A 19152-nucleotide genomic window follows, 5' to 3' on the forward strand; every position below is an offset into this window, starting at 1 on the left:
GCTGTCGGAGGATGGTCGGCGCCTGGGTGGACCCCGTCACGTACGACATGTCGTCAGCTCCTTCCGGTCGGCTTCACGGCCAGCCAAGCAGCGGCCCGTCAGTGGGGCAACCCGGTTTCCGGCGGGCGGGCCAGGTCCAGCGTCCAGTGCCGGGTACGGATCACCTGCTCGTTGAACTCGACGTCCTCCTCGCCGCGCGGGGTGAATCCGAGTGCCCGGCAGATCCCGTTGGACGGGCCGTTGGTGACGGCCGGGAAGGCGTGCACGGTGTCCCACCGTCGCTCGGCCCGGGCCTGGTCGAGCAGCGCGCGGACGCCCCGCTTGGCCAGGCCCCGGCCCTGGAACTCGGGCAGCACCATCCAGCCGATCTCGGCGGCCGTCCCGTCGTCCGGCGCGGGCCGCCAGAGGGTGACGGTCCCGGCGACGGCGTCGTCCACCACGATCATCTTGATCAGGGCGGTGCCGTCGGCGGCCAACCGGGCGTCCCGGCGGACCTGCCGGGTCACGTGGGCCGGCGGCAGCGGCCCGCCGAGTTCGGCCATCATCACCGGGTCGCAGCGCATCCGCAGGTACGCCTCGACGTCGGTGGCCAGCACGTCACGCAGGAACACGCCGCACCTGCCCCCGCCGGCCACAGTGGAGAGTCGTCCGCATGGGCCGAGTATTCCAGGGACCGCCCGGTCCGGGGGTCGGGCGGAGCGGGGTGGGCACCCGTCGGCGGCGCGGCGGGCGGGGCGGGCCGGCGGGCGGGTCGGTGGCCGGCAGGGCGGGGGCGGTCAGGAGATGTAGTGCAGGATCACGTTGTGCACGTGGTGGCTCTTCTGCGCCCCCCGGAACTCCACCTCGTAGGTGTGGGTGCCGACGTGCACCGCGATCGAGCCGGTGGAGAAGAACTCCCCGCCCCACGACTTGTTGCTCACCACGCTCACGCTGGTGATCTTGGAGTACGGGATGCTGGTGATCGCGAACTTCTTCCCCACGAATGACCGGTCCTGGATGATCACCCGCCGGTCGGTCAGGCCGATGAACCCGGTGCCGGTGCCGACGGCGTCGTAGACGGCGATGATCTGTTCCCCGTCGAGCAGTCCACTGCGGATCTGGTTGAACTGCTCCTTGCGGTCGTACGTCGCATTTGCCATGGAATCCACGGTAGGAGGTGCCCGCCAGCGTCGGCGGTTGCCCGCCGGTTGGCCCCGTCGACTAGTCTCCCCATGCCTGGCCAGACGCGGGCGACGGGGGAGGGAAGCGGCGTGACCAGCGAGCATTCCGAGGCGCAACCCACCGACGAGGCCCGGCCGGAGCCCTCGGCGGCACCGACCGGTGGCGCGGACGCGGCTGCGCCCCGCCGGGCGGGCACCACCGACGTGCCCGACTGGGAGCCGTGGCCGCAGCGGCCGCCCACCCGGGGCCGGCTGAACCGGATGGCCGTCGTCACCCTCGTGTTCGGCCTGCTCGGCGGGGTGCTCGCGCCGGTCACCGCCGTGTTCGCGCTGCGACGGATCAGGCGCGAGGGCGAGCGGGGGAAGGCTCTGGTGACCGCCGGGCTGGTGCTTCTCGGCGGCTGGGTGCTGGCCGGCCTGGTGGCGTGGGGCGTCACGGCGACCGGCACCGACCCGGACACCGGGCTGCGGGGGCTGCGGGTGGGGGACTGCTTCCGGGTGCCCACCGGGGCCACCGCCAGCCGTACCGCACCCGAGCAGGTCACCCGGGTCGGCTGTGACGCGCCCCACAACGCCGAGTACGTCGACGACTTCCCGGCGTACGAACGCTCCGCCGACGAGCGTTACCCCGGCGCGGCGGTGCTCTCCCAGCGGGCGGAGACGCTCTGCCGGCAGCGCCAGCGCAGCTACGTGGTGGACCCGCTGGGGTTGCCCGCCGAGGTGCGGTTGAGCTGGTACCTGCCGACCCGGGTCGACTGGTCCACCGATCCCACCATCACCTGCTATCTGACCTCACCGACCCAGCTGTCCCGCCCGCTGCGGATGGACGGTACGGTGCTCGACCCGGCGCAGCTCGGCTACCTGCTGGCCAGCCGGGACTGGACCGAGGCGCGGGCCGCCCTGGTGGCCGGCGGGTCGACCAGCACCCCGGCGACGTTGCGTGACGCGGTCCGCCGGGCCGAGGCCACCCACACCGACATGTGGTTCCGGTTGCGCCGGGAACCCTGGCCGGAGGCGGTCCGACCGGCGATGGAGCGGCTGCTCACCGAGATGGAGCAGGACGAGCCGGCCTGGCGGGACGCCGACGGCGAGCCCGACCGGGGCAGGCTGCTCCAGATCGTGGCGCAGGCGGGGCAGCACCCGGACCCGGCCACCGAGCTCGCCGTACGCCAGGCCCTCCGGTTGCCCACCGCGCAGGGTGAACCGATGCGGTGACCGTCACCGAAGGTGTCGAGTTGACCACTCGGTGGGGGTGGGTCGGACGTTCCGGGGAGCTGGCCGGCCGCTGATCGGCCCTAGGCTGAGGCGGGTGGCGACGGTGCGGTGACGGACGGGGGCCGACGATGACGGGGGTGACCGGGGGCGTGCTGCCGTCGGACGGGTGCCCGCCGTCGCGGGGCGCTCAGTCCGCCGTCACCGCACGGTACGCGTCCTCGATGCGGGCGGCGAGCAGCACCTCACCGTCGGTGAGTGGCTCGCCGTCGCCGTGGCCGACCCGGATGCGCGTCTCGGTGTCCTGCCGGCTGATGTCCGGTCGCAACCGCAACGCGTCCGCGACGACCTTGACCCGCTCGGTCAGCTCCGCGTGCTGGGAGTCGTCTATCACCAGAGTGCGGCGGATCTGCTCACCGTCACGGGTCCACCCGTGCAGGAGCGTGAGGGCGTCACTGAGATAGTCGTGCTTGGTTCGGCTGGTGAACAGCGCGCGCATCACCGCACCTCCCAGGCGCCGTTGCCGGCTTGTGGCCAAATCGTCGCCGTCCCGTGTCCTCGTGGTGTTAACAGTCTGTCGACCTGACGGCGGTGTGTCCACGCCCACACTTCCGTCTCTTATTGGCCTACCGGTCGAGGACGGTACCCAAACCGACGATTGATCTGGCACGCTGGACGCCCGTGCAGACCGAACGGTGTAGCGGTGACGGGCAGACCGACCGGCGTGAGCCGCGGGTGGTCGTGGGTGCGGCGATCATCTCCGCGGGGCGGGTGCTCGCCTGTGCGCGCACCGCGCCCCCCGAGGTCGCCGGGCTGTTCGAGTTTCCCGGCGGCAAGGTCGAGCCGGGCGAGAGCGAGACGGCCGCGCTGATCCGCGAGTGCGCCGAGGAGTTGGCCGTCCGGGTGGCGATCGGCGACCGGATCGGCCGGGACGTCCGGATGGCCCACGGCCGGTCGGTTTTGAAGGTGTACGCGGCCCGCCTGTTGCACGGCGACCAGCCGCGCGCGCTGGAACACTCCGCGCTGCGCTGGCTCGCCGCCGGTGAGCTGGACAGCGTCACCTGGCTTCCCGCCGACGCGCCGATCGTCGCCGCCCTCCGCCCGCTGCTGGCCGCCGACTGACGGGTCGGCCACCCGGGTGCGGACGGCGACGGGGGCCGCGGCTTGCGCCGCGACCCCCGTCGTCTGTCGTGCCCGTTGCGGGCCCACCGGGTGGCGTCAGTGCCGGTCGCCCTCGCCTGCCGGCTTGTCGTCCTGGCTCGGGTGGGCGAAGTTGAGGTGCTCCGGCGGCAGCGGGAAGGTGACGTCGTCACCGAACGGCGACGGGGCCGCCGCCCGGTCGAAGGTCAGCTCCGTCAGCGGGAGCCTGCCCCGGTCGTCGACCGCCGGCATCGTCGGATGTGGGACCTCACGGTGCCAGTTCACACCCTGCTGCGCCTGGGCCTCCGCGGCCGGGTCGCCGGAACCGCCGGCGTGCGAGTGGACCCCGGTCTGACGAGCGCCGCTGTGCACCACGGACCCCTTTCCCGCGCTGTTCGCGGTGCTCTGGGGCGTCTCGCCCCGACGGAAGATCTTGCTACCGAGCCATACCAGGGGATCGTACCTGCGGTCGACGACCCGTTCCTTCATGGGGATGATCCCGTTATCGGTGATCTTGATGTGCTCGGGGCAGACCTCCGTGCAGCACTTGGTGATGTTGCAGAAGCCGAGCCCCTGCTCCTGCTGCGCGTACTGCTTGCGGTCGGTCTTCGCGTCCAACGGGTGCATGTCCAGCTCGGCGGCCCGGATGAAGAACCGGGGGCCGGAGAAGGCCGGCTTGTTCTCCTCGTGGTCGCGGATCACGTGGCACACGTTCTGGCACAGGAAGCACTCGATGCACTTGCGGAACTCCTGCGAGCGCTCCACGTCGACCTGCTGCATCCGGTACTCGCCCGGGGCCAGGTCGGCCGGCGGGGCGAAGGCCGGCGTCTCCCGCGCCTTTTCGTAGTTGAACGAGACGTCCGTGACCAGGTCCCGGATCACCGGGAAGGTCCGCAGCGGGGTGACCGTGACGGTCTCCGACTCCTCGAACGTCGACATCCGGGTCATGCAGCTCAGCCGGGGCTTGCCGTTGATCTCCATCGAGCAGGAGCCGCACTTGCCCGCCTTGCAGTTCCACCGGCAGGCCAGGTCCGGCGCCTCGGTGGCCTGGAGCCGGTGGATGACGTCGAGGACGACCTCGCCCTCGTTCACCTCGACCGAGTAGTCCTGGAGGTCACCGCCGGTCTCGTCGCCCCGCCAGATGCGGAACTCCCTCTTGCTTCCCATCAGTTCGCCTCCTCGGTGAGGGCGTCGAAGTCGGCCAGCTCCTCGTCGGTCAGATACTTGGCCAGCTCGGTCCGGTCGAAGAGACCGATCAACTCGGCCCGCATCTTCGGCAGCGGCTTGTGCTCCAGCCGGACCGTGTCGCCGTCCAGGGCGCAGACCAGGTTGACCCGACGCCAGCTCGGATCCATAGTCGGGAAGTCCTCGCGGGTGTGCCCGCCACGCGACTCCTGCCGCTCCAGCGCCGCCTTCGCGGTGCACTCCGAGACGACCAGCATGTTGCGCAGGTCCAACGCCAGGTGCCAGCCCGGGTTGTAGCGCCGGCCGCCGGCCGCGCTCACCTTCGCCACCCGCTCGCGCAGCTCGGTCAGCCTGTGCAGCGCGTCGACCAGCTCGCCCTCCCGGCGGATGATCCCGACCAGATCCCCCATCACCGCCTGGAGGTCCTGCTGCAGGGTGTACGGGTTCTCCCCGGTGTCCCGCTGCAACGGCGCCAGCGCCGCCTCCACGGCGGTCTCCACCGCACCCACCGGCACCTTCGGCCGCGAGGTCAGCTGATCGGTGTACGACGCCGCGTGCCCGCCCGCCCGCTTGCCGAAGACCAGCAGGTCGGACAGGGAGTTGCCACCCAACCGGTTGGAGCCGTGCATGCCACCGGACACCTCACCGGCGGCGAACAGCCCCTGCACGGTGCCGTACGCGGCCCCCGAGTCCGGGTCCACCTCGACGCCGCCCATCACGTAGTGGCAGGTCGGCCCGACCTCCATCGGCTCGGCCGTGATGTCGACGTCGGCCAGCTCCTTGAACTGGTGGTACATCGACGGCAGCCGGCGACGGATCTCGTCGGCCGAACGCCGGGAGGCGATGTCCAGGTAGACACCGCCGGCCGGCGTACCCCGACCGGCCTTGACCTCGCTGTTGATCGCGCGGGCGACCTCGTCGCGGGGGAGCAGCTCCGGCGGGCGTCGGTTGTTGTCCGGGTCGGTGTACCAGCGGTCCGCCTCCTCCTCGGTCTCCGCGTACTGCTTGCGGAAGACGTCGGGGACGTAGTCGAACATGAACCGCTTGCCGTCGGAGTTCTTCAGCACCCCGCCGTCACCACGCACCGACTCGGTGACCAGGATGCCCTTCACCGAGGGCGGCCAGACCATGCCGGTCGGGTGGAACTGGAGGAACTCCATGTTGATCAGCGTGGCCCCGGCGCGCAGGGCCAACGCGTGCCCGTCCCCGGTGTACTCCCAGGAGTTCGAGGTGACCTTGTAGGACCGGCCGACGCCACCGGTTGCCAGCACCACCGCCGGGGCCTCGAACAGGATGAACTCCCCGGACTCCCGGTAGTAGCCGAACGCCCCGGCCACCCGGTCCCCGTCGAGCAGCAGCTCGGTGATCGTGGTCTCGGAGAAGACCTTGATCCGGGCCTCGTAGTCGCCGAGGTCGCGCTTGTCCTCCTGCTGGAGGGAGACGATCTTCTGCTGGAGGGTACGGATCAGCTCCAGGCCGGTCCGGTCACCGACGTGCGCCAGCCGGGGGTACTCGTGCCCACCGAAGTTGCGCTGGGAGATCTTGCCGTCCTTGGTCCGGTCGAAGAGCGCCCCGTACGTCTCCAGCTCCCAGATCCGCTGCGGCGACTCCTTCGCGTGCAGCTCGGCCATCCGGAAGTTGTTGAGGAACTTGCCGCCGCGCATGGTGTCGCGGAAGTGCACCTGCCAGTTGTCCCGGCTGTTCACGTTCCCCATCGCTGCCGCCGCGCCGCCCTCGGCCATCACGGTGTGCGCCTTGCCGAAGAGCGACTTGGAGATGATCGCGGTCTTCTTGCCGGCGAGCCGGGCCTCGATCGCCGCGCGCAGGCCGGCGCCGCCGGCCCCGATCACGACGACGTCGTAGTGGTGTCGTTCGATGCGAGTGGTAGTGGTCATGTCGCCGCGCCCTCTAGTTGATGAACCGCAGGTCGGTGAACCAGCCGGCGGCGATGGCCATCACGTAGAAGTCGGTGAAGGCCAGCGTGCCGAGGGTGATCCAGGCGAGCTGCATGTGCCGGGTGTTCAGCTTGGACACGAACGTCCAGGCCCGGTACCGCACCGGGTGCGCGGAGAAGTGCTTCAACCGGCCGCCGATGATGTGCCGGCAGGAGTGGCAGGAGATCGTGTACGCCCACAGCATCACCACGTTGACCAGCAGGACGATATTGCCCAGCCCGAAGCCGAAGCCCTCTGGCGAATGGAAGGCCAGGACCGCGTCCCAGGTGTTGATCAGCGAGATGATCGCGGCGGCGTAGAAGAAGTAGCGGTGCAGGTTCTGCCCCAGCAGCGGGAACCGGGTCTCCCCGGAGTAGGACTTGTGCCCGTCCGGCACCGCGCAGGCCGGCGGCGACAACCAGAACGACCGGTAGTACGCCTTGCGGTAGTAGTAGCAGGTCAACCGGAACAGCAGCAGGAACGGCAGGGTCAGCGCCGCGTCCGGGATGATCCACCAGCCGGGCAGGAGAGTGCCGAAGTGCGAGGAACCCTCGACACACCGGTCGGTCACACAGGGGGAGTAGAACGGCGTCAGGTAGTGGTACTGGTCCACCCAGTACCACTTGTGCATGAACACCCGGACGGTCGCGTACGCCACCCAGGCGCTGAGCCCGACGACGGTGATCAGGGGGGCGAACCACCAGCGGTCGGTCCGCAACGTCTTCGCCGCGATGGCGGCGCGCGCCCGCGCACCCCGCGGCTTCGTTGCCGTTGATGTCATTCGAGTCGTCTTCCTGACGGGACGGGCCCTCGCGGGCGGGCGGTTCACGTTCCGTGCCGGTCAGTGGACCGGCCGGACCGTGTCCACTGCCGCGTCGTGCGCAAGCAGGCGACCACGCCGGGACATCGGCGCAGCTAAGTGACACACGTTACGCCGATCATCACGGTCGGGCCGCGCAACGCAGTGTCCCGTGTGTCCCGCACCTTGGAAAGACCCGGACCGTGATCAATCCTGACCGGTTGCGGCCAACCGGCCACACCCCCCGGCGGACCAGCGGGAACCGGTCAGCCCGAGGCGCCACCGGTGAAGTTCCACGAGGCCAGCCGCAGCGGTGGCCCCTCCCACCAGTCGCCGTCGGTGCGGTCCGGTTGGCGGACCGGCCGCCGGCCGAGGCCGAGCACCGTGCCCGGCCCCAACGCCCGGGGGTACGACTCGGTGAAGCGGAAGTTCCGCACCGCCCGCACCGGCACGCCGTCCTCCACCAGCCACACCCCGTTGCGGGTCAACCCGGTGATCACCAGGCTCAACGGGTCGAGCACCCGGGTGTACCAGAAGTCGCTGACCAGCAGCCCCCGGGTCATGGGGGCGACCAGCGCGGCGGTGTCCGCATCCACCACCGCCCCCGGCACCGGGCCGCCGGTCGGGTCGCCGTCTGTCGCCGGGTCCACCGCCCCGCCGGTCGGGCCGCCCTCGGGTGCCCCGAGTAACCGCAGGTTGCTGGGGACCGGGCCGAAGGTGGACCCGTCGGGCGTCCCGTGCCCGGTCGACGTCGTGCCCGCCGCGGCGGCGCTGCGCCGGTCGTGGGCAACCGCACGGGTGGTGCCCGCCTCGACCAGGGTGAGCGCCCGACGCGGGGTGCCCTCCAGGTCGAACGGCAGCGTGCCGGTCGGGTCGTCGACCAGGGTCACCGCCGGATCGAACTGGGCGGTGCCGGGGCGGGCGAACGACTGACGTTCGAGGTACCGCTTGCCGTTGAAACCGGACCAGGCGAGATTCTGCAACAGGTCGGCCACGGCGGCCGGTTCGAGGACCACCTCGTACCGGCCCGGGGGCAGCTCGACCGGGTCGGCGGCGGCCCGTGCCTTCGCCGCCGCCCGGACCCCCAGGAGCGTGCCGTCCACCTCGTCGAGGCGACCGGCGCAGAGCCGGGCCACCCCGTCCGCGCCGCCCGTGCGGGCGATGCCGTCCATCGCCGCCTCGGTGGTGCGCCCCTGCGCCGACTGGCCGGCCGAGTTGGCGAACGCCCCCGACCGGTAGGAGGTGCGGCAGTAGCCGGCCGCCTCCAGCCCGCCCACCGCGTCGACGAAGGCCCGGACCCGGTCGGCGCGGTCCGCCGGCTCGGCGTAGGCGGTCGCCTCGTCGAGCAGGCCGTTGGAGTGCACCGCCGACGGTGGGGTCAGCCCCGGCCAGGCCGGGTCGGGCGGGCAGAGCCGGGCCGCGGCGAGGGTCCGCCCGACCAGGGCGCGCAGCCCGTCCGGGTCGACCAGGCTGCCGCCACCGGTGGCCGTGCGGCCGTCGACGTGCACCCGCAGCCGCACCGTCACCTGAGACTCGGCGACGTTCTGGTGGATGAACGAGTTGGCGAACCGGGTCAGCGCCAGGTCGTGCCGGACGACGATGGCCTCGGCCTCGGCGGCCGGCCCGGCGAGCTGGTGGACCAGCTCCACCACCCGGGCGGCGACGTCCAGCTCGGTCGCCCCGGCGTCCCGCAGGCCGGTCATGCCCGCACCCCCACCCGGACGCCCCGGAACCGGGCCGGCGCGGCCGGATGGCCGGTGTGCCCGATCTGGCCGGGCTGGCCCTTGCCGCAGTTCGGGGTGCCCCACGGGACGATCTCGGAGGAGAGCATGTCCATCGACCGCCAGAACAGCGGCCCGATGCCGGTGTAGGTGGGGTTGCGCAGCATCCGGCCGCGCCGGCCGTTGCGCACCTCCCAGGCGATCTCGCAGCCGAACTGGAAGTTGAGCCGCCGGTCGTCGATCGACCAGGACCGGTTGACGTCCATCAGCACCCCGTCGTCGGTCGCCGCGATGATCTCGTCGAGGGTGTGCGGGCCGGGTTCCAGGCCCACGTTGGTCATCCGCACCATCGGCAGCCGGGCCCAGCCGTCGGCGCGTACGCTGCCGCCGTGGTCCAGGCCGGCGACGGCGGCCGAGTCCCGGCCGGCGAGCACCCCGACCCAGCGGCCCTCGCGTACCGCGTCGCGTTTGACCGCCGGGGAGCCCTCGTCGTCGAAGCCGAAGCTGCCCAGCGCGCCGGGGATCGTCGGGTCGATGGTGATGTTCATCAGCTCGGAGCCGTAGCGCAGCGAGCCGAGCTGGGCCAGGTCGAGCCAGGAGGTGCCGGCGAACGCCGCCTCCCAGCCGAGGATGCGGTCCAGCTCGATGGCGTGCCCGACCGACTCGTGGATCTGCAACGCGAGCTGCTCGTCGCCGAGGATCAGGTCGGTCTCGCCGGCCGGGCACTGCGGGGCGGTGAGCAGCGCCCGGGACTCGTCGGCGATCTGAGCGGCGTGCCCGGTCAGATCCAGTGACTCGACCAGCTCCCAGCCGGTGGTGCCGTACTGGCCCCGGTAGCTCGGCCAGGAGCGGCGCTGGGTCTCGTGCTCGCCGATCGAGGTGGCCGAGATGCCGCCGCCGCACTCGCGGATGTGCTGGTCGATGCGGTGCCCCTCGCTGGAGACGAACCACTTGCGGGTGTCCCAGACCTGGTAGAGCCCCTGGGCCAGGTCGGCACCCTGCCCACGGGCCGCCTCGGTGGCCCGGACCAGCAGGTCACCCTTGTCGGACAGGGCCACCCCGAGCGGGTCGACGGCGCAGTCGGAGGCCCAGCTCGCCACCACCGGCTCGGCCGGGGTCAGCGTGATCGGTGGGCCGGGCACCCGGGCGCTTGCGGCGGCGACCTGCGCGGCCCGCCGGCCGGCTTCGCGCGCCGCCGCGTCGGACAGCTCGGGTACGGCGTGGAAGCCCCACCCCGACCCGACCAGCGCGCGCACCCCCAGGCCGAGGCTCTCGTCCTGGGTCAGCTCCTCGATGTCGCCGTTGCGCGCGGACATCGACTCGTAGCGCAGGTGCATCACCCGGGCGTCGGCATACCGGGCACCCGCGTCGAGGGCGGCCTGCACGGCGGCGGCTGCGGCATCGAACTCGGTCATGGACCGACCCTAGGCCAGCCCACCGACATCCGTCAGGGCACCAGATGCTCGGGGCGGATCGTGGCCTGCACCGGCTCAAGCAGGCGCAGGGTTTCTCCGCGTTTGGTGGCGGAGTGTTCCGTGTAGTGGCGGCCCCGCCGACGGTAGAGGCGTAGCGCGCCGGTCTTCTGCTCCACCAGCAGGTACCACTCGATGCCGGCTGCCGCGTAGTAGTGCATCTTCAGGACCTTGTCGGTGGACGCGTTGCTCGGCGAGATGATCTCGCAGATGAGGTGCACTTCATCTGCCTCGATCATGAGCACGTCCAGATTCACCGGATCGGTGATGATGAGGTCGGGGATGGGGATGCGGCCGGGCCGGAGTCGAACGTTCACCGCCTCCAGCAGTTCCAGGCCGACCTTCTCGGCCGCCGGTTCGAGTATGTTGCCCAGTTTGCGCGAGATGCGCTGGTGGCGGGGGGTGGGGGCTGGGGTCACGTGGAGGCTCCCGTCGAAGAGTTCGACGCGTTGGGACGTCTCATCGAGGGAGAGGTACTCCTCTTCGGTCCACGGTCCGTCGTGGCCGAACATCGCTGCGGTCATGGTCGGTCACCTCCACCTCGTGTCGCCGGGCATCCTCCATCGGGCACCAGGGCCATGGTCGCACCCCGGGTGCGACCGGCGGGTGACGACACCGCACGGCGACGCGGAGCCGCGACGATGACGGCCGCGCTACTTCGGGCGGGGCGGGGGCGGCCGAGGGTGCGCGGTGGGGTCATCGGGTCGTTACGCTGTGGTCCGCTGTCAGCTCACGGTCCGTAGCTTATTTTCAGCCTTGGCTCTTTGTTGTAGGTTCCCTACAACCCGAGGGAGGCGGTCGTGGACAGTCCGCAAGCAGCGCCGGCCGGCCCGCCGGACGCCGGCCCGGCCGTGCCGGGGCAGCGCGGAGGACGTCGCCCGGTCGAGTCGGGGCAGCGCGTCGACGACGAGCCGTACCTGCGGGTGGACGACCTACGGGTGCGGTTCGACACCGCCGACGGTGTGGTGCGCGCGGTCGACGGGGTGTCCTTCACCGTCCGGCGCGGCCGGACGCTCGGCATCGTCGGCGAGTCGGGCTCCGGCAAGAGCGTCACCTCGCTGGCCGTCCTCGGCCTGCACGACCCCCGGCGCAGCACCGTCACCGGCAGGATCACCGTCGGCGGCCGGCAGCTCGTCGGCCTCCCCGAGGACCGGATACGCCGGCTGCGCGGCCGGGACGTGGCGATGATCTTCCAGGACCCGCTCTCCGCGCTGCACCCCTACTACACCGTGGGGCGGCAGATCGCCGAGGCGTACCGGGTGCACCACCCCCGGGCGGGGCGGCGGGCGGCACGGACCCGTGCCGTGGACATGCTCGACCGGGTGGGCATCCCTCAGCCGGCCCGCCGCTACGACCAGTACCCGCACGAGTTCTCCGGCGGCATGCGGCAGCGGGCGATGATCGCGATGGCGCTGGTCAACGACCCGGCGCTGATCATCGCCGACGAGCCGACCACCGCCCTGGACGTGACGGTGCAGGCGCAGATCCTCGACCTGCTCGCCGACCTCCAGGCCGAGTTCCACACCGCGATCGTCCTGATCACCCACGACCTGGGAGTGGTCGCCCAGGTCACCGACGACGTGCTGGTCATGTACGCCGGTCGGGTGGTCGAGCAGGGCAGCGCGACACAGGTGCTCCGCCGGGCGCAGCACCCGTACACCTGGGGATTGCTCTCCAGCGTGCCGTCGCTGCACGGCGACCCGGACGCGGACCTGGTGCCCATCCCCGGCAACCCGCCCTCCCTGATCCACCTGCCCCCCGGCTGCGCGTTCCACCCGCGCTGCCGGTACGCCGGCGACCGCTCCCGCGCCGAGGTGCCGCGCCTCGTCCCGACCGGCGCGGACGGCCATCTGGTCGCCTGCCACCTGCCCCCCGACGAGCGCACCCGCCTGGCGGCCGGGGCGTTGAGCGAGAGGCGGCTGCCATGAGCGCGAGGAACGTAGCGCAGCGGAGTCCCGCAGTCGCGGGCGAGAGGTGGCTGCCATGAGCGCGAGGAACGTAGCGCAGCGGAGTCCCGCAGTCGCGGGCGAGAGGTGGCTGCCATGAACGCGGCCGAGCCGTTGTTGCGGGTGCGGGGGTTGACCAAGCACTTCCCGGTACGCAGCGGCCTGCGGTCCCGGGGGCTGGTGCGGGCCGTCGACGGGCTCGACTTCGACGTGCGACCCGGCGAGACGTTGGGCCTGGTGGGGGAGTCCGGCTGCGGCAAGAGCACCACCGGCCGGCTGCTGGTCCGGCTGCTGGAGCCGACCGCCGGGACGATCGAGTTCGCCGGCCGGGACATCACCCACGCCCGTCGGCGTGAGCTGCGCCCGCTGCGGCAGGACCTCCAGATCATCTTCCAGGACCCGTACGCCTCGCTGAACCCCCGGCACACCGTCGGGCGGATCGTGGCGATGCCGTTGCAGGTTAACGGGATCGACCCACCCGGCGGGGTGAAGGCGCGGGTCCGGGAACTGCTGGAACTGGTCGGGCTCAATCCGGAGCACTACAACCGGTACCCGCACGAGTTCTCCGGTGGGCAGCGGCAACGGATCGGGATCGCCCGCGCGCTGGCCCTGCGACCCAGGCTGATCGTCGCCGACGAGCCGGTCTCCGCCCTCGACGTCTCGATCCAGGCACAGGTGGTGAACCTGCTGCGGGACCTGCAACGCGACCTCGGCCTGGCGTTCGTGTTCATCGCGCACGACCTGGCCGTGGTGCGGCACTTCTGCCAGCGGGTCGCGGTGATGTACCTGGGCCGGATCGTGGAGATCGGCGACCGGGACGACATCTACCAGCGACCCCGGCACCCGTACACCCGGGCGTTGCTGTCGGCGATCCCGGACGTGGGCGCGCTCGGGCCGGCCGGGCGGATCAGGTTGACCGGGGAGGTGCCGACGCCGCTGGACCCGCCGTCGGGGTGCCGGTTCCGTACCCGGTGCCCCCGGGCGCAGGAGGTGTGCGCCCGTGAGGAGCCGACGCTGGTGACCCGCGACGACGCCCGGCAGGCGGCCGCCTGCCACTTCCCGGAGGCCGGACCGCCGACCCCGCCCCACCCGGACGCGGCCGGGCCGGGCGGTGCCGTCGTGGACGCGACGCCTGCGGGCGGCGGTGCGGGCCGGCTGGACGGGAACGCCGGGGAGGTGGCGCGATGAGTGTGTCCCCGGTCGATCCGGCGGCGCTGGCCGAAGCCGAGACCGGGACGGGGCCGGGTGGCGACCGGTCCGGGTCCGGGTTCGTCGGACGCTCGCCCGGCCAGCTCGCCTGGGCCCGGCTGCGGCGCGACCGGACCGGGCTGGTCAGCGGTGCGATGCTGGTCTTCTTCGTGCTGGTGGCGCTCGCCGTCCCGCTGATCGAGTGGGCGTACGGGGTCGGCCCCCGGGAGCAGTTCCAGTCCCGGTTGGACGGGTTCGGGATGCCGCTCGGTTATGCCGGCGGGGTGACCGGGGAGCACTGGTTCGGGCTGGAGCCGGGGCTGGGCCGGGACATCTTCATCCGGCTGGTGCACGGGCTGCGTACCTCACTGTTCATCGCCGTGGCGGCGGCGGTGACCACGGCGGTGATCGGTGTCGTGCTGGGCACCGTCGCCGGCTACCTGGGCGGCTGGGTGGACGCGGTGGTCAACTGGGTCACCGACCTGACCCTGGCGATGCCGTTCCTGATCATCGCGTTGGCGTTGACGCCGACCCTCGCGCTGCGCTTCTACGGCCAGCGGGACGAGGTGCCGGCCGCGTTCCAGATCGGGGTGCTGATCGCCGTCTTCGCGTTGTTCGGCTGGACGAGCACCGCCCGGCTGGTGCGCGGGCAGGTGATCGCGCTGCGCGAGCGGGAGTTCGTGGAGGCGGCGCGGGCCAGCGGCGCGGGGCTGGGACACATGCTGTTCCGGCAACTGCTGCCCAACCTCTGGGCGCCGATCCTGGTGTCCTTCTCGCTGGCGGTGCCGGCGTACGTCACCGGCGAGGCGGCGTTGTCGTTCATCGGGGTCGGGCTGACCGACGCGACCCCGAGCTTCGGCCGGATGATCTACCGCAGCCTGGACTACCTCCAGACCGACCCGGCGTACGTCTTCTTCCCCGGCGTCACGATCTTCGCGCTCGTGTTCGCCTTCAACCTCTTCGGTGACGCGTTGCGCGACGCACTCGACCCGAAGTCGTCCCGGTAGGAGGGTGCGGCGGTGGCGCGGTTCCTGGTCAAGCGGCTCTTCTCGGCGACGTTGACGCTCTTCGCGGTCAGCGTGCTCAGCTTCCTGATGTTCTTCGCCCTGCCCCGGGACCCGGTCACCGGCATGTGCCCGAAGAACTGCAACCCGGAACGGTTGGAACGGGTCCGTCAGGAGTTGGGCCTGCGCGACCCGCTGATCAGCCAGTACGCCGGCTACATGAAGGGCATCGTCGCCGGCCGGGACCTCGGCAGCGCGCAGGGCGGCCGGTGCGACGCCCCCTGCCTGGGCTGGTCGTACGTGTCCAACGAGGCCGTCACCGACACCATCGCCCGGGTGCTGCCGGTGACGTTGAGCATCGTCGTCCCGGCGGCGGTCCTGTGGCTGCTGCTCGGGGTAGGCCTGGGTGTGGTGTCGGCGCTACGCCGAGGCACCTGGCTGGACCGGGCGGCGATCGGCTTCTCACTGGCCGGGGCGTCGTTGCAGCTGTACTTCGTGGGGGCGGTGCTGCTGCTGGTGTTCGTCTACACGCTGCGGTGGCTGCCGGTGCCCAGCTACACGCCGCTGCTGGACGACCCGGTCAGGTGGGCCAGTGGCCTGGTGCTGGCCTGGCTGGCGCTGGCGTTCCTCTTCTCCGCCATCTACGCCCGGCTGTCCCGGGCGCAGATGCTGGAGACGCTGTCCGAGGACTTCGTCCGCACCGCGCGGGCCAAGGGCCTGTCCCAACCCACGGTGTACGGCCGGCACGCGCTGCGCGCGGCGATCACCCCGGTGGTGACCATCGCCGGCCTGGACGTCGGCGGCGCGCTCGGCGGCACGGTGATCACCGAGACCACCTTCGGCCTCAACGGCATGGGGCGCACGGCGGTCGACGCGGTGCGCGCCGGTGACCTGCCCACCATCATGGCGACCGTGCTGATCGCGGCGGTCTTCGTGGTGCTGGCGAACGTGCTGGTGGACCTGCTGTACGCGGCGATCGACCCCCGGGTACGGCTGCGCTGAGCCGGCGGGCGGCCTGTCGGGTGCAGCGCACCCGGCCCGCCGGGCGACAAGAGTTGTCGACATCTGTTAGACAGTCCGAAGTTTTTCTTCTTGACGATCCTCGGGACGTCGGCGTTCACGCCCGACGGTGACGGGGTGGAGGAGGTAGGAATGCGACCACGCGCAGCAGCCGCCGCAGGCGGCGCGATCGCCCTGGTGGTGGCGTTGGGGGCCTGCTCGGAGAACACGGGCGAAGGCACCACCGTGGACACCGACCGGCAGCAGACCGGGGTTATCGCCACCGACCCGAAGGACTCGCAGGGCCCCGCCGCCGAGGTGGCCGGCGCGGCGAAGGGCGGCACCTTCACCGTCATCCGGGAGACGCCCATCTCCCACCTGGACCCGCAGCGGACGTACTCCTTCGCCGGGCTGATGGCCAACCCGCTCTTCGCCCGCTACCTGACCACCTGGAAGGACGACGGCAAGGGTGGCCTGGTCCTGGTCGGTGACCTGGCGCAGACCCCCGGCAACAACGTCAACAGCGACTGCCGGGTCTGGGAGTTCACCGTCAAGGACGGGGTCAAGTTCGAGGACGGCAGCCCGATCACGTCCAAGGAGATCGCGTACGGCATCGCCCGCTCCTTCGACCCCGACCTGACGGGCGGCCCCACCTACCTGCAGGAGTGGCTGGCCGACAGCCCGCAGTACGACACGAAGTGGGACTTCGCGAAGAACAAGACGTCGCTGCCGCCGGGCCTGACCACCCCGGACGCCAAGACGGTGCGGTTCGAGTTCGCCAAGCCCCGCTGCGACCTGCCGTTCGCGGTCTCGCTGCCAACGACCGCGCCACTGCGGCCGGACCGGGACACCGGGGTCAACCTGGACCAGAAGCCGTTCTCCTCCGGACCGTACAAGATCGCTAAGAACCAAGCCGGGGTGCAACTCACCCTGGACCGCAACCCGCACTGGGACGCCGCCACCGACCCGGTCCGCCACCAGTACCCGGACCAGTTCGTCTGGACCTTCGGGCCGACCCCCGACGCGGCCGTCAACCGGGTGATCGCCGACAACGGCACCGACCAGAGCGCGCTGGCCTGGAACTACGTGCCCGCCTCGCTGGTCGCCCGGGTCGCCCAGGACCAGGCCCTCAAGGCGCGGAGCATCCTGTCCCCGACGCCGAGCGCCAACCAGTTGGTGATCAACAACCAGCGGGTGACCGACCTCGCGGTCCGGCGGGCGCTCAACTACGCCATCGACCGGGACGGCCTGGTCAAGGCCCTCGGTGGGCAGACCGTCGCCCAGCCGATGACCACCCTGATGCCGCCGTCCACCATCGGCTACCAGGCGTACGACGCCTACCCGGCCGGCGCCAACGGCGACGTCGACAAGGCCAAGGAGTTGCTCGGCGGGAAAACCCCGGAGCTGGTCCTCGGTGTCGCCGACAGCGCCACCGAACAGCAGATCGGCACCCAGCTCAAGGGCAACCTGGAACGCGCCGGCTTCAAGATCACTGTGCGGAACATCCCGGACGACGCGAAGCTCGACGAGATCAAGAAGAAGAACAACCCGTGGGACCTCTACATCGGCAACTGGGCCGCCGACTGGCCCAGCGGCGCGTCGATCCTGCCGGTGCTCTACGACGGCCGCACCATCAAGGCCGAGGGCAACAGCAACCAGGCGTACTTCAACGACCCGGCGGTCAACGCCGAGATCGACCGCATCCAGGCGATGCCCCCGGCCGACCAGGGCCCCGAATGGGGCAAGCTCGACCGGCGGATCATGACGGAGTACGCCCCGGTGGTGCCGCTCTTCGTCGACGTGGCCTACACGGTCCACGGGTCCAAGGCGGGCGGGGTCTTCATCTCCAGCGTCTTCGGCTACCCCTCCTTCGTCAACGCCCACGTCAAGCAGTGACGTCACACTGAGCCGGGCGGGCGCCCTCCCGACCCTGGTCGGGGGTCGCCTCGCCCGGCTCAAGATCGTGCTGGAACCAGGATGTAGTGGCCTCGGAATCGCACGATCCCCCTACATCCTGGTTCCAGCACGATCTTGCGGGTTCCCGGGTTCCCGGGTTCCCCGGTTCCGCGGGGCGCCTTCGCTGACGTCGGCATGGTCGCCCGTACCGGCGCATCCACCGTGGCCGTCGGTGACGTAGGACGCCCTGTCGCCGAGCAGCACCGTGCCGGAGGCCACGAACGTCTCCCTCGGTAGTCGGCCCGCGCCGACAGCAGTACGAGCCCTGGTGCTGTTACCCACGATCACCCCCCACACCCCACCCCCACCCCACCCGACCCCGGTGATCAAGAGGTATGCGTCAGATTTCGGCCGTGGGATGACGCAAACCTCTTGATCAACGGGGTCGGGGGCCGCCGACGAGGCGGACAGCACCGCCGCCGGTACGGGGCGCTGATCCGGCAAGCGGTGCGGGGGAATTCGTGTCGGCTTTACCTCTCCGTGTTGAGGCGGTCGCCCTTGATGCGGTCGCCGGCCGGACTGGCCGGGCGATTTCAGGGAGGCTGAGAAGAACGTCGGGAAAGCCCTCACCGTCACCGTCGACCGGGTCGGCTCCGCCACCCGTGCCGACCGTCGGGCAGAGGCGCAAATCGATTGACCGTCGGTTGGTCGGTCGGGAGAGTGCAGGGCATGGACCCGACGTCGCGTGCCAACCGGACCGCCTGGGAACTGGCCCATCAGGAGCGGGTCTGGGCCAACGACCAGATGGCGGCCGAGGCGGCGGCCGGCGTCACGCTCATCGCCAGTGAACGCGCGCTGCTCCGGGACATCCTGGCGACCCGACCGCTGGTGGTCCATCCGCAGAGCGGCAACGGTCAGGACGACATCGCCCTGGTCGACGCCGGTGCCCGGATGGTGATCGGCGTCGACTACAGCGAGCACGCGATCCACGGCGCGCGGGGGCGCGCCGATCACCTCGGTGCCGCCTGTCACTACCTGCTCGGGACGGTCCCCGGCGTGCCGCTGCGTGACGGCAGCGTCGACCTCGTCTACACCGGCAAGGGCGCGCTGATCTGGATGCCCGACATCGACGCCTGGGCCGCGGAGATGGCCCGGCTGCTGCGCCCCGGCGGCCACCTGTTCGTCCACGACGGTCACCCGGCCACCGACCTGTGGACCTGGGACCTGGACGAGCCGCGCATCCGACCCGACCGCAGCTACTTCGGCCGCTCGTTCGTGTGCGCCGACGACAGTTTCCCGGCCCACGGGGCGGTGATGTGGCAGTGGACGCTCGGCCGGACCGTCACCGCCGTGGTCACCGCCGGCCTGGAGATCCGGCAGCTCGACGAGTACGCGGAGCCGTTCTGGCGGATGGGCGACGTCGACGCGGCGGCCTTCCGGGGCCGCCTGCCGAACGCGTTCGCCCTGCTGGCCCGCCGCCCCACCGCCCGCTGACC

The 19152-nt window shown here is 71.5% G+C and carries 17 protein-coding genes; 8 read left to right on the top strand and 9 right to left on the bottom strand.

Annotated elements, in window-relative coordinates:
- Nucleotides 1-98: 98 nt before the first annotated feature.
- Both AB0B63_RS04830 and AB0B63_RS04835 read right to left on the bottom strand, forming a co-directional pair.
- Entirely contained in the window at nucleotides 99-611 is a 513-nt protein-coding gene (locus tag AB0B63_RS04830; protein ID WP_219464633.1) for a GNAT family N-acetyltransferase, read from the bottom strand.
- Nucleotides 612-776: 165 nt separating this feature from the next.
- Nucleotides 777-1139, bottom strand: a complete 363-nt coding sequence (locus AB0B63_RS04835; protein WP_208568026.1) for a PH domain-containing protein — start codon at nucleotides 1137-1139, stop codon at nucleotides 777-779.
- Nucleotides 1140-1250: 111 nt separating this feature from the next.
- On the opposite strand from AB0B63_RS04835, the gene AB0B63_RS04840 reads away from it, so the two are divergent.
- Nucleotides 1251-2375 carry a septum formation family protein gene (locus AB0B63_RS04840; RefSeq protein ID WP_357014632.1) on the top strand — a complete coding sequence of 375 codons (1125 nt, stop codon included), beginning with the start codon at nucleotides 1251-1253 and terminating at the stop codon, nucleotides 2373-2375.
- Nucleotides 2376-2562: 187 nt separating this feature from the next.
- Here AB0B63_RS04840 and AB0B63_RS04845 read toward each other — a convergent pair whose 3' ends face one another.
- A complete protein-coding gene (locus AB0B63_RS04845; RefSeq protein WP_208568028.1) occupies nucleotides 2563-2871 on the bottom strand; it encodes a 4a-hydroxytetrahydrobiopterin dehydratase in 309 nt (102 codons plus the stop codon).
- Between the two features lie 182 nt (nucleotides 2872-3053).
- Here AB0B63_RS04845 and AB0B63_RS04850 point away from each other — a divergent pair, with 182 nt between their 5' ends.
- Nucleotides 3054-3494: a (deoxy)nucleoside triphosphate pyrophosphohydrolase gene (locus tag AB0B63_RS04850; protein ID WP_357014635.1), complete on the top strand. Its 441-nt coding sequence runs from the start codon at nucleotides 3054-3056 to the stop codon at nucleotides 3492-3494.
- A 96-nt stretch (nucleotides 3495-3590) separates the two neighbouring features.
- On the opposite strand, the gene AB0B63_RS04855 is transcribed toward AB0B63_RS04850, so the two are convergent.
- From AB0B63_RS04855 to AB0B63_RS04880, 6 genes are all read right to left on the bottom strand, one after another.
- Nucleotides 3591-4679 carry a succinate dehydrogenase/fumarate reductase iron-sulfur subunit gene (locus AB0B63_RS04855; RefSeq protein WP_208568030.1) on the bottom strand — a complete coding sequence of 363 codons (1089 nt, stop codon included), beginning with the start codon at nucleotides 4677-4679 and terminating at the stop codon, nucleotides 3591-3593.
- On the bottom strand, nucleotides 4679-6592 hold the full coding sequence (locus tag AB0B63_RS04860; protein ID WP_208568031.1) for a fumarate reductase/succinate dehydrogenase flavoprotein subunit: 1914 nt from the start codon (nucleotides 6590-6592) through the stop codon (nucleotides 4679-4681). Before AB0B63_RS04860 ends, AB0B63_RS04855 begins: the two co-directional genes overlap by 1 nt.
- Nucleotides 6593-6605: 13 nt before the next feature.
- The gene (locus AB0B63_RS04865) at nucleotides 6606-7412 is read right to left on the bottom strand and encodes a hypothetical protein (RefSeq protein WP_204957815.1); all 807 of its coding nucleotides are present in this window, start codon (nucleotides 7410-7412) and stop codon (nucleotides 6606-6608) included.
- A 284-nt stretch (nucleotides 7413-7696) separates the two neighbouring features.
- Nucleotides 7697-9133 carry a metallopeptidase TldD-related protein gene (locus AB0B63_RS04870; protein WP_357014638.1) on the bottom strand — a complete coding sequence of 479 codons (1437 nt, stop codon included), beginning with the start codon at nucleotides 9131-9133 and terminating at the stop codon, nucleotides 7697-7699.
- On the bottom strand, nucleotides 9130-10566 hold the full coding sequence (locus AB0B63_RS04875; protein ID WP_357014640.1) for a TldD/PmbA family protein: 1437 nt from the start codon (nucleotides 10564-10566) through the stop codon (nucleotides 9130-9132). The genes AB0B63_RS04870 and AB0B63_RS04875 overlap by 4 nt, the downstream gene beginning before the upstream one ends.
- A gap of 32 nt (nucleotides 10567-10598) precedes the next feature.
- The gene (locus AB0B63_RS04880; RefSeq protein ID WP_357014642.1) at nucleotides 10599-11147 is read right to left on the bottom strand and encodes a Uma2 family endonuclease; all 549 of its coding nucleotides are present in this window, start codon (nucleotides 11145-11147) and stop codon (nucleotides 10599-10601) included.
- 276 nt (nucleotides 11148-11423) lie between these two features.
- On the opposite strand from AB0B63_RS04880, the gene AB0B63_RS04885 reads away from it, so the two are divergent.
- The 6 genes from AB0B63_RS04885 to AB0B63_RS04910 all read left to right on the top strand — a co-directional run bounded on the left by AB0B63_RS04885 (nucleotide 11424) and on the right by AB0B63_RS04910 (nucleotide 19150).
- Nucleotides 11424-12551, top strand: a complete 1128-nt coding sequence (locus AB0B63_RS04885; RefSeq protein WP_357014644.1) for an ABC transporter ATP-binding protein — start codon at nucleotides 11424-11426, stop codon at nucleotides 12549-12551.
- Between the two features lie 114 nt (nucleotides 12552-12665).
- Nucleotides 12666-13757 (top strand): dipeptide ABC transporter ATP-binding protein, encoded by a 1092-nt coding sequence (locus tag AB0B63_RS04890; protein ID WP_357014646.1) that lies wholly within the window; start codon nucleotides 12666-12668, stop codon nucleotides 13755-13757.
- Nucleotides 13754-14764 (top strand): ABC transporter permease, encoded by a 1011-nt coding sequence (locus AB0B63_RS04895; RefSeq protein ID WP_357014648.1) that lies wholly within the window; start codon nucleotides 13754-13756, stop codon nucleotides 14762-14764. The genes AB0B63_RS04890 and AB0B63_RS04895 overlap by 4 nt, the downstream gene beginning before the upstream one ends.
- Before the next feature lie 12 nt (nucleotides 14765-14776).
- Nucleotides 14777-15763 (top strand): ABC transporter permease, encoded by a 987-nt coding sequence (locus AB0B63_RS04900; protein ID WP_357014650.1) that lies wholly within the window; start codon nucleotides 14777-14779, stop codon nucleotides 15761-15763.
- Nucleotides 15764-15913: 150 nt separating this feature from the next.
- Nucleotides 15914-17656 (top strand): ABC transporter substrate-binding protein, encoded by a 1743-nt coding sequence (locus AB0B63_RS04905; RefSeq protein ID WP_357014652.1) that lies wholly within the window; start codon nucleotides 15914-15916, stop codon nucleotides 17654-17656.
- A gap of 729 nt (nucleotides 17657-18385) precedes the next feature.
- Entirely contained in the window at nucleotides 18386-19150 is a 765-nt protein-coding gene (locus tag AB0B63_RS04910; protein ID WP_357014654.1) for a class I SAM-dependent methyltransferase, read from the top strand.
- Nucleotides 19151-19152 lie beyond the last annotated feature (2 nt).

Source organism: Micromonospora sp. NPDC049081, assembly GCF_040648835.1.
Taxonomy (GTDB): domain Bacteria; phylum Actinomycetota; class Actinomycetes; order Mycobacteriales; family Micromonosporaceae; genus Micromonospora; species Micromonospora antibiotica.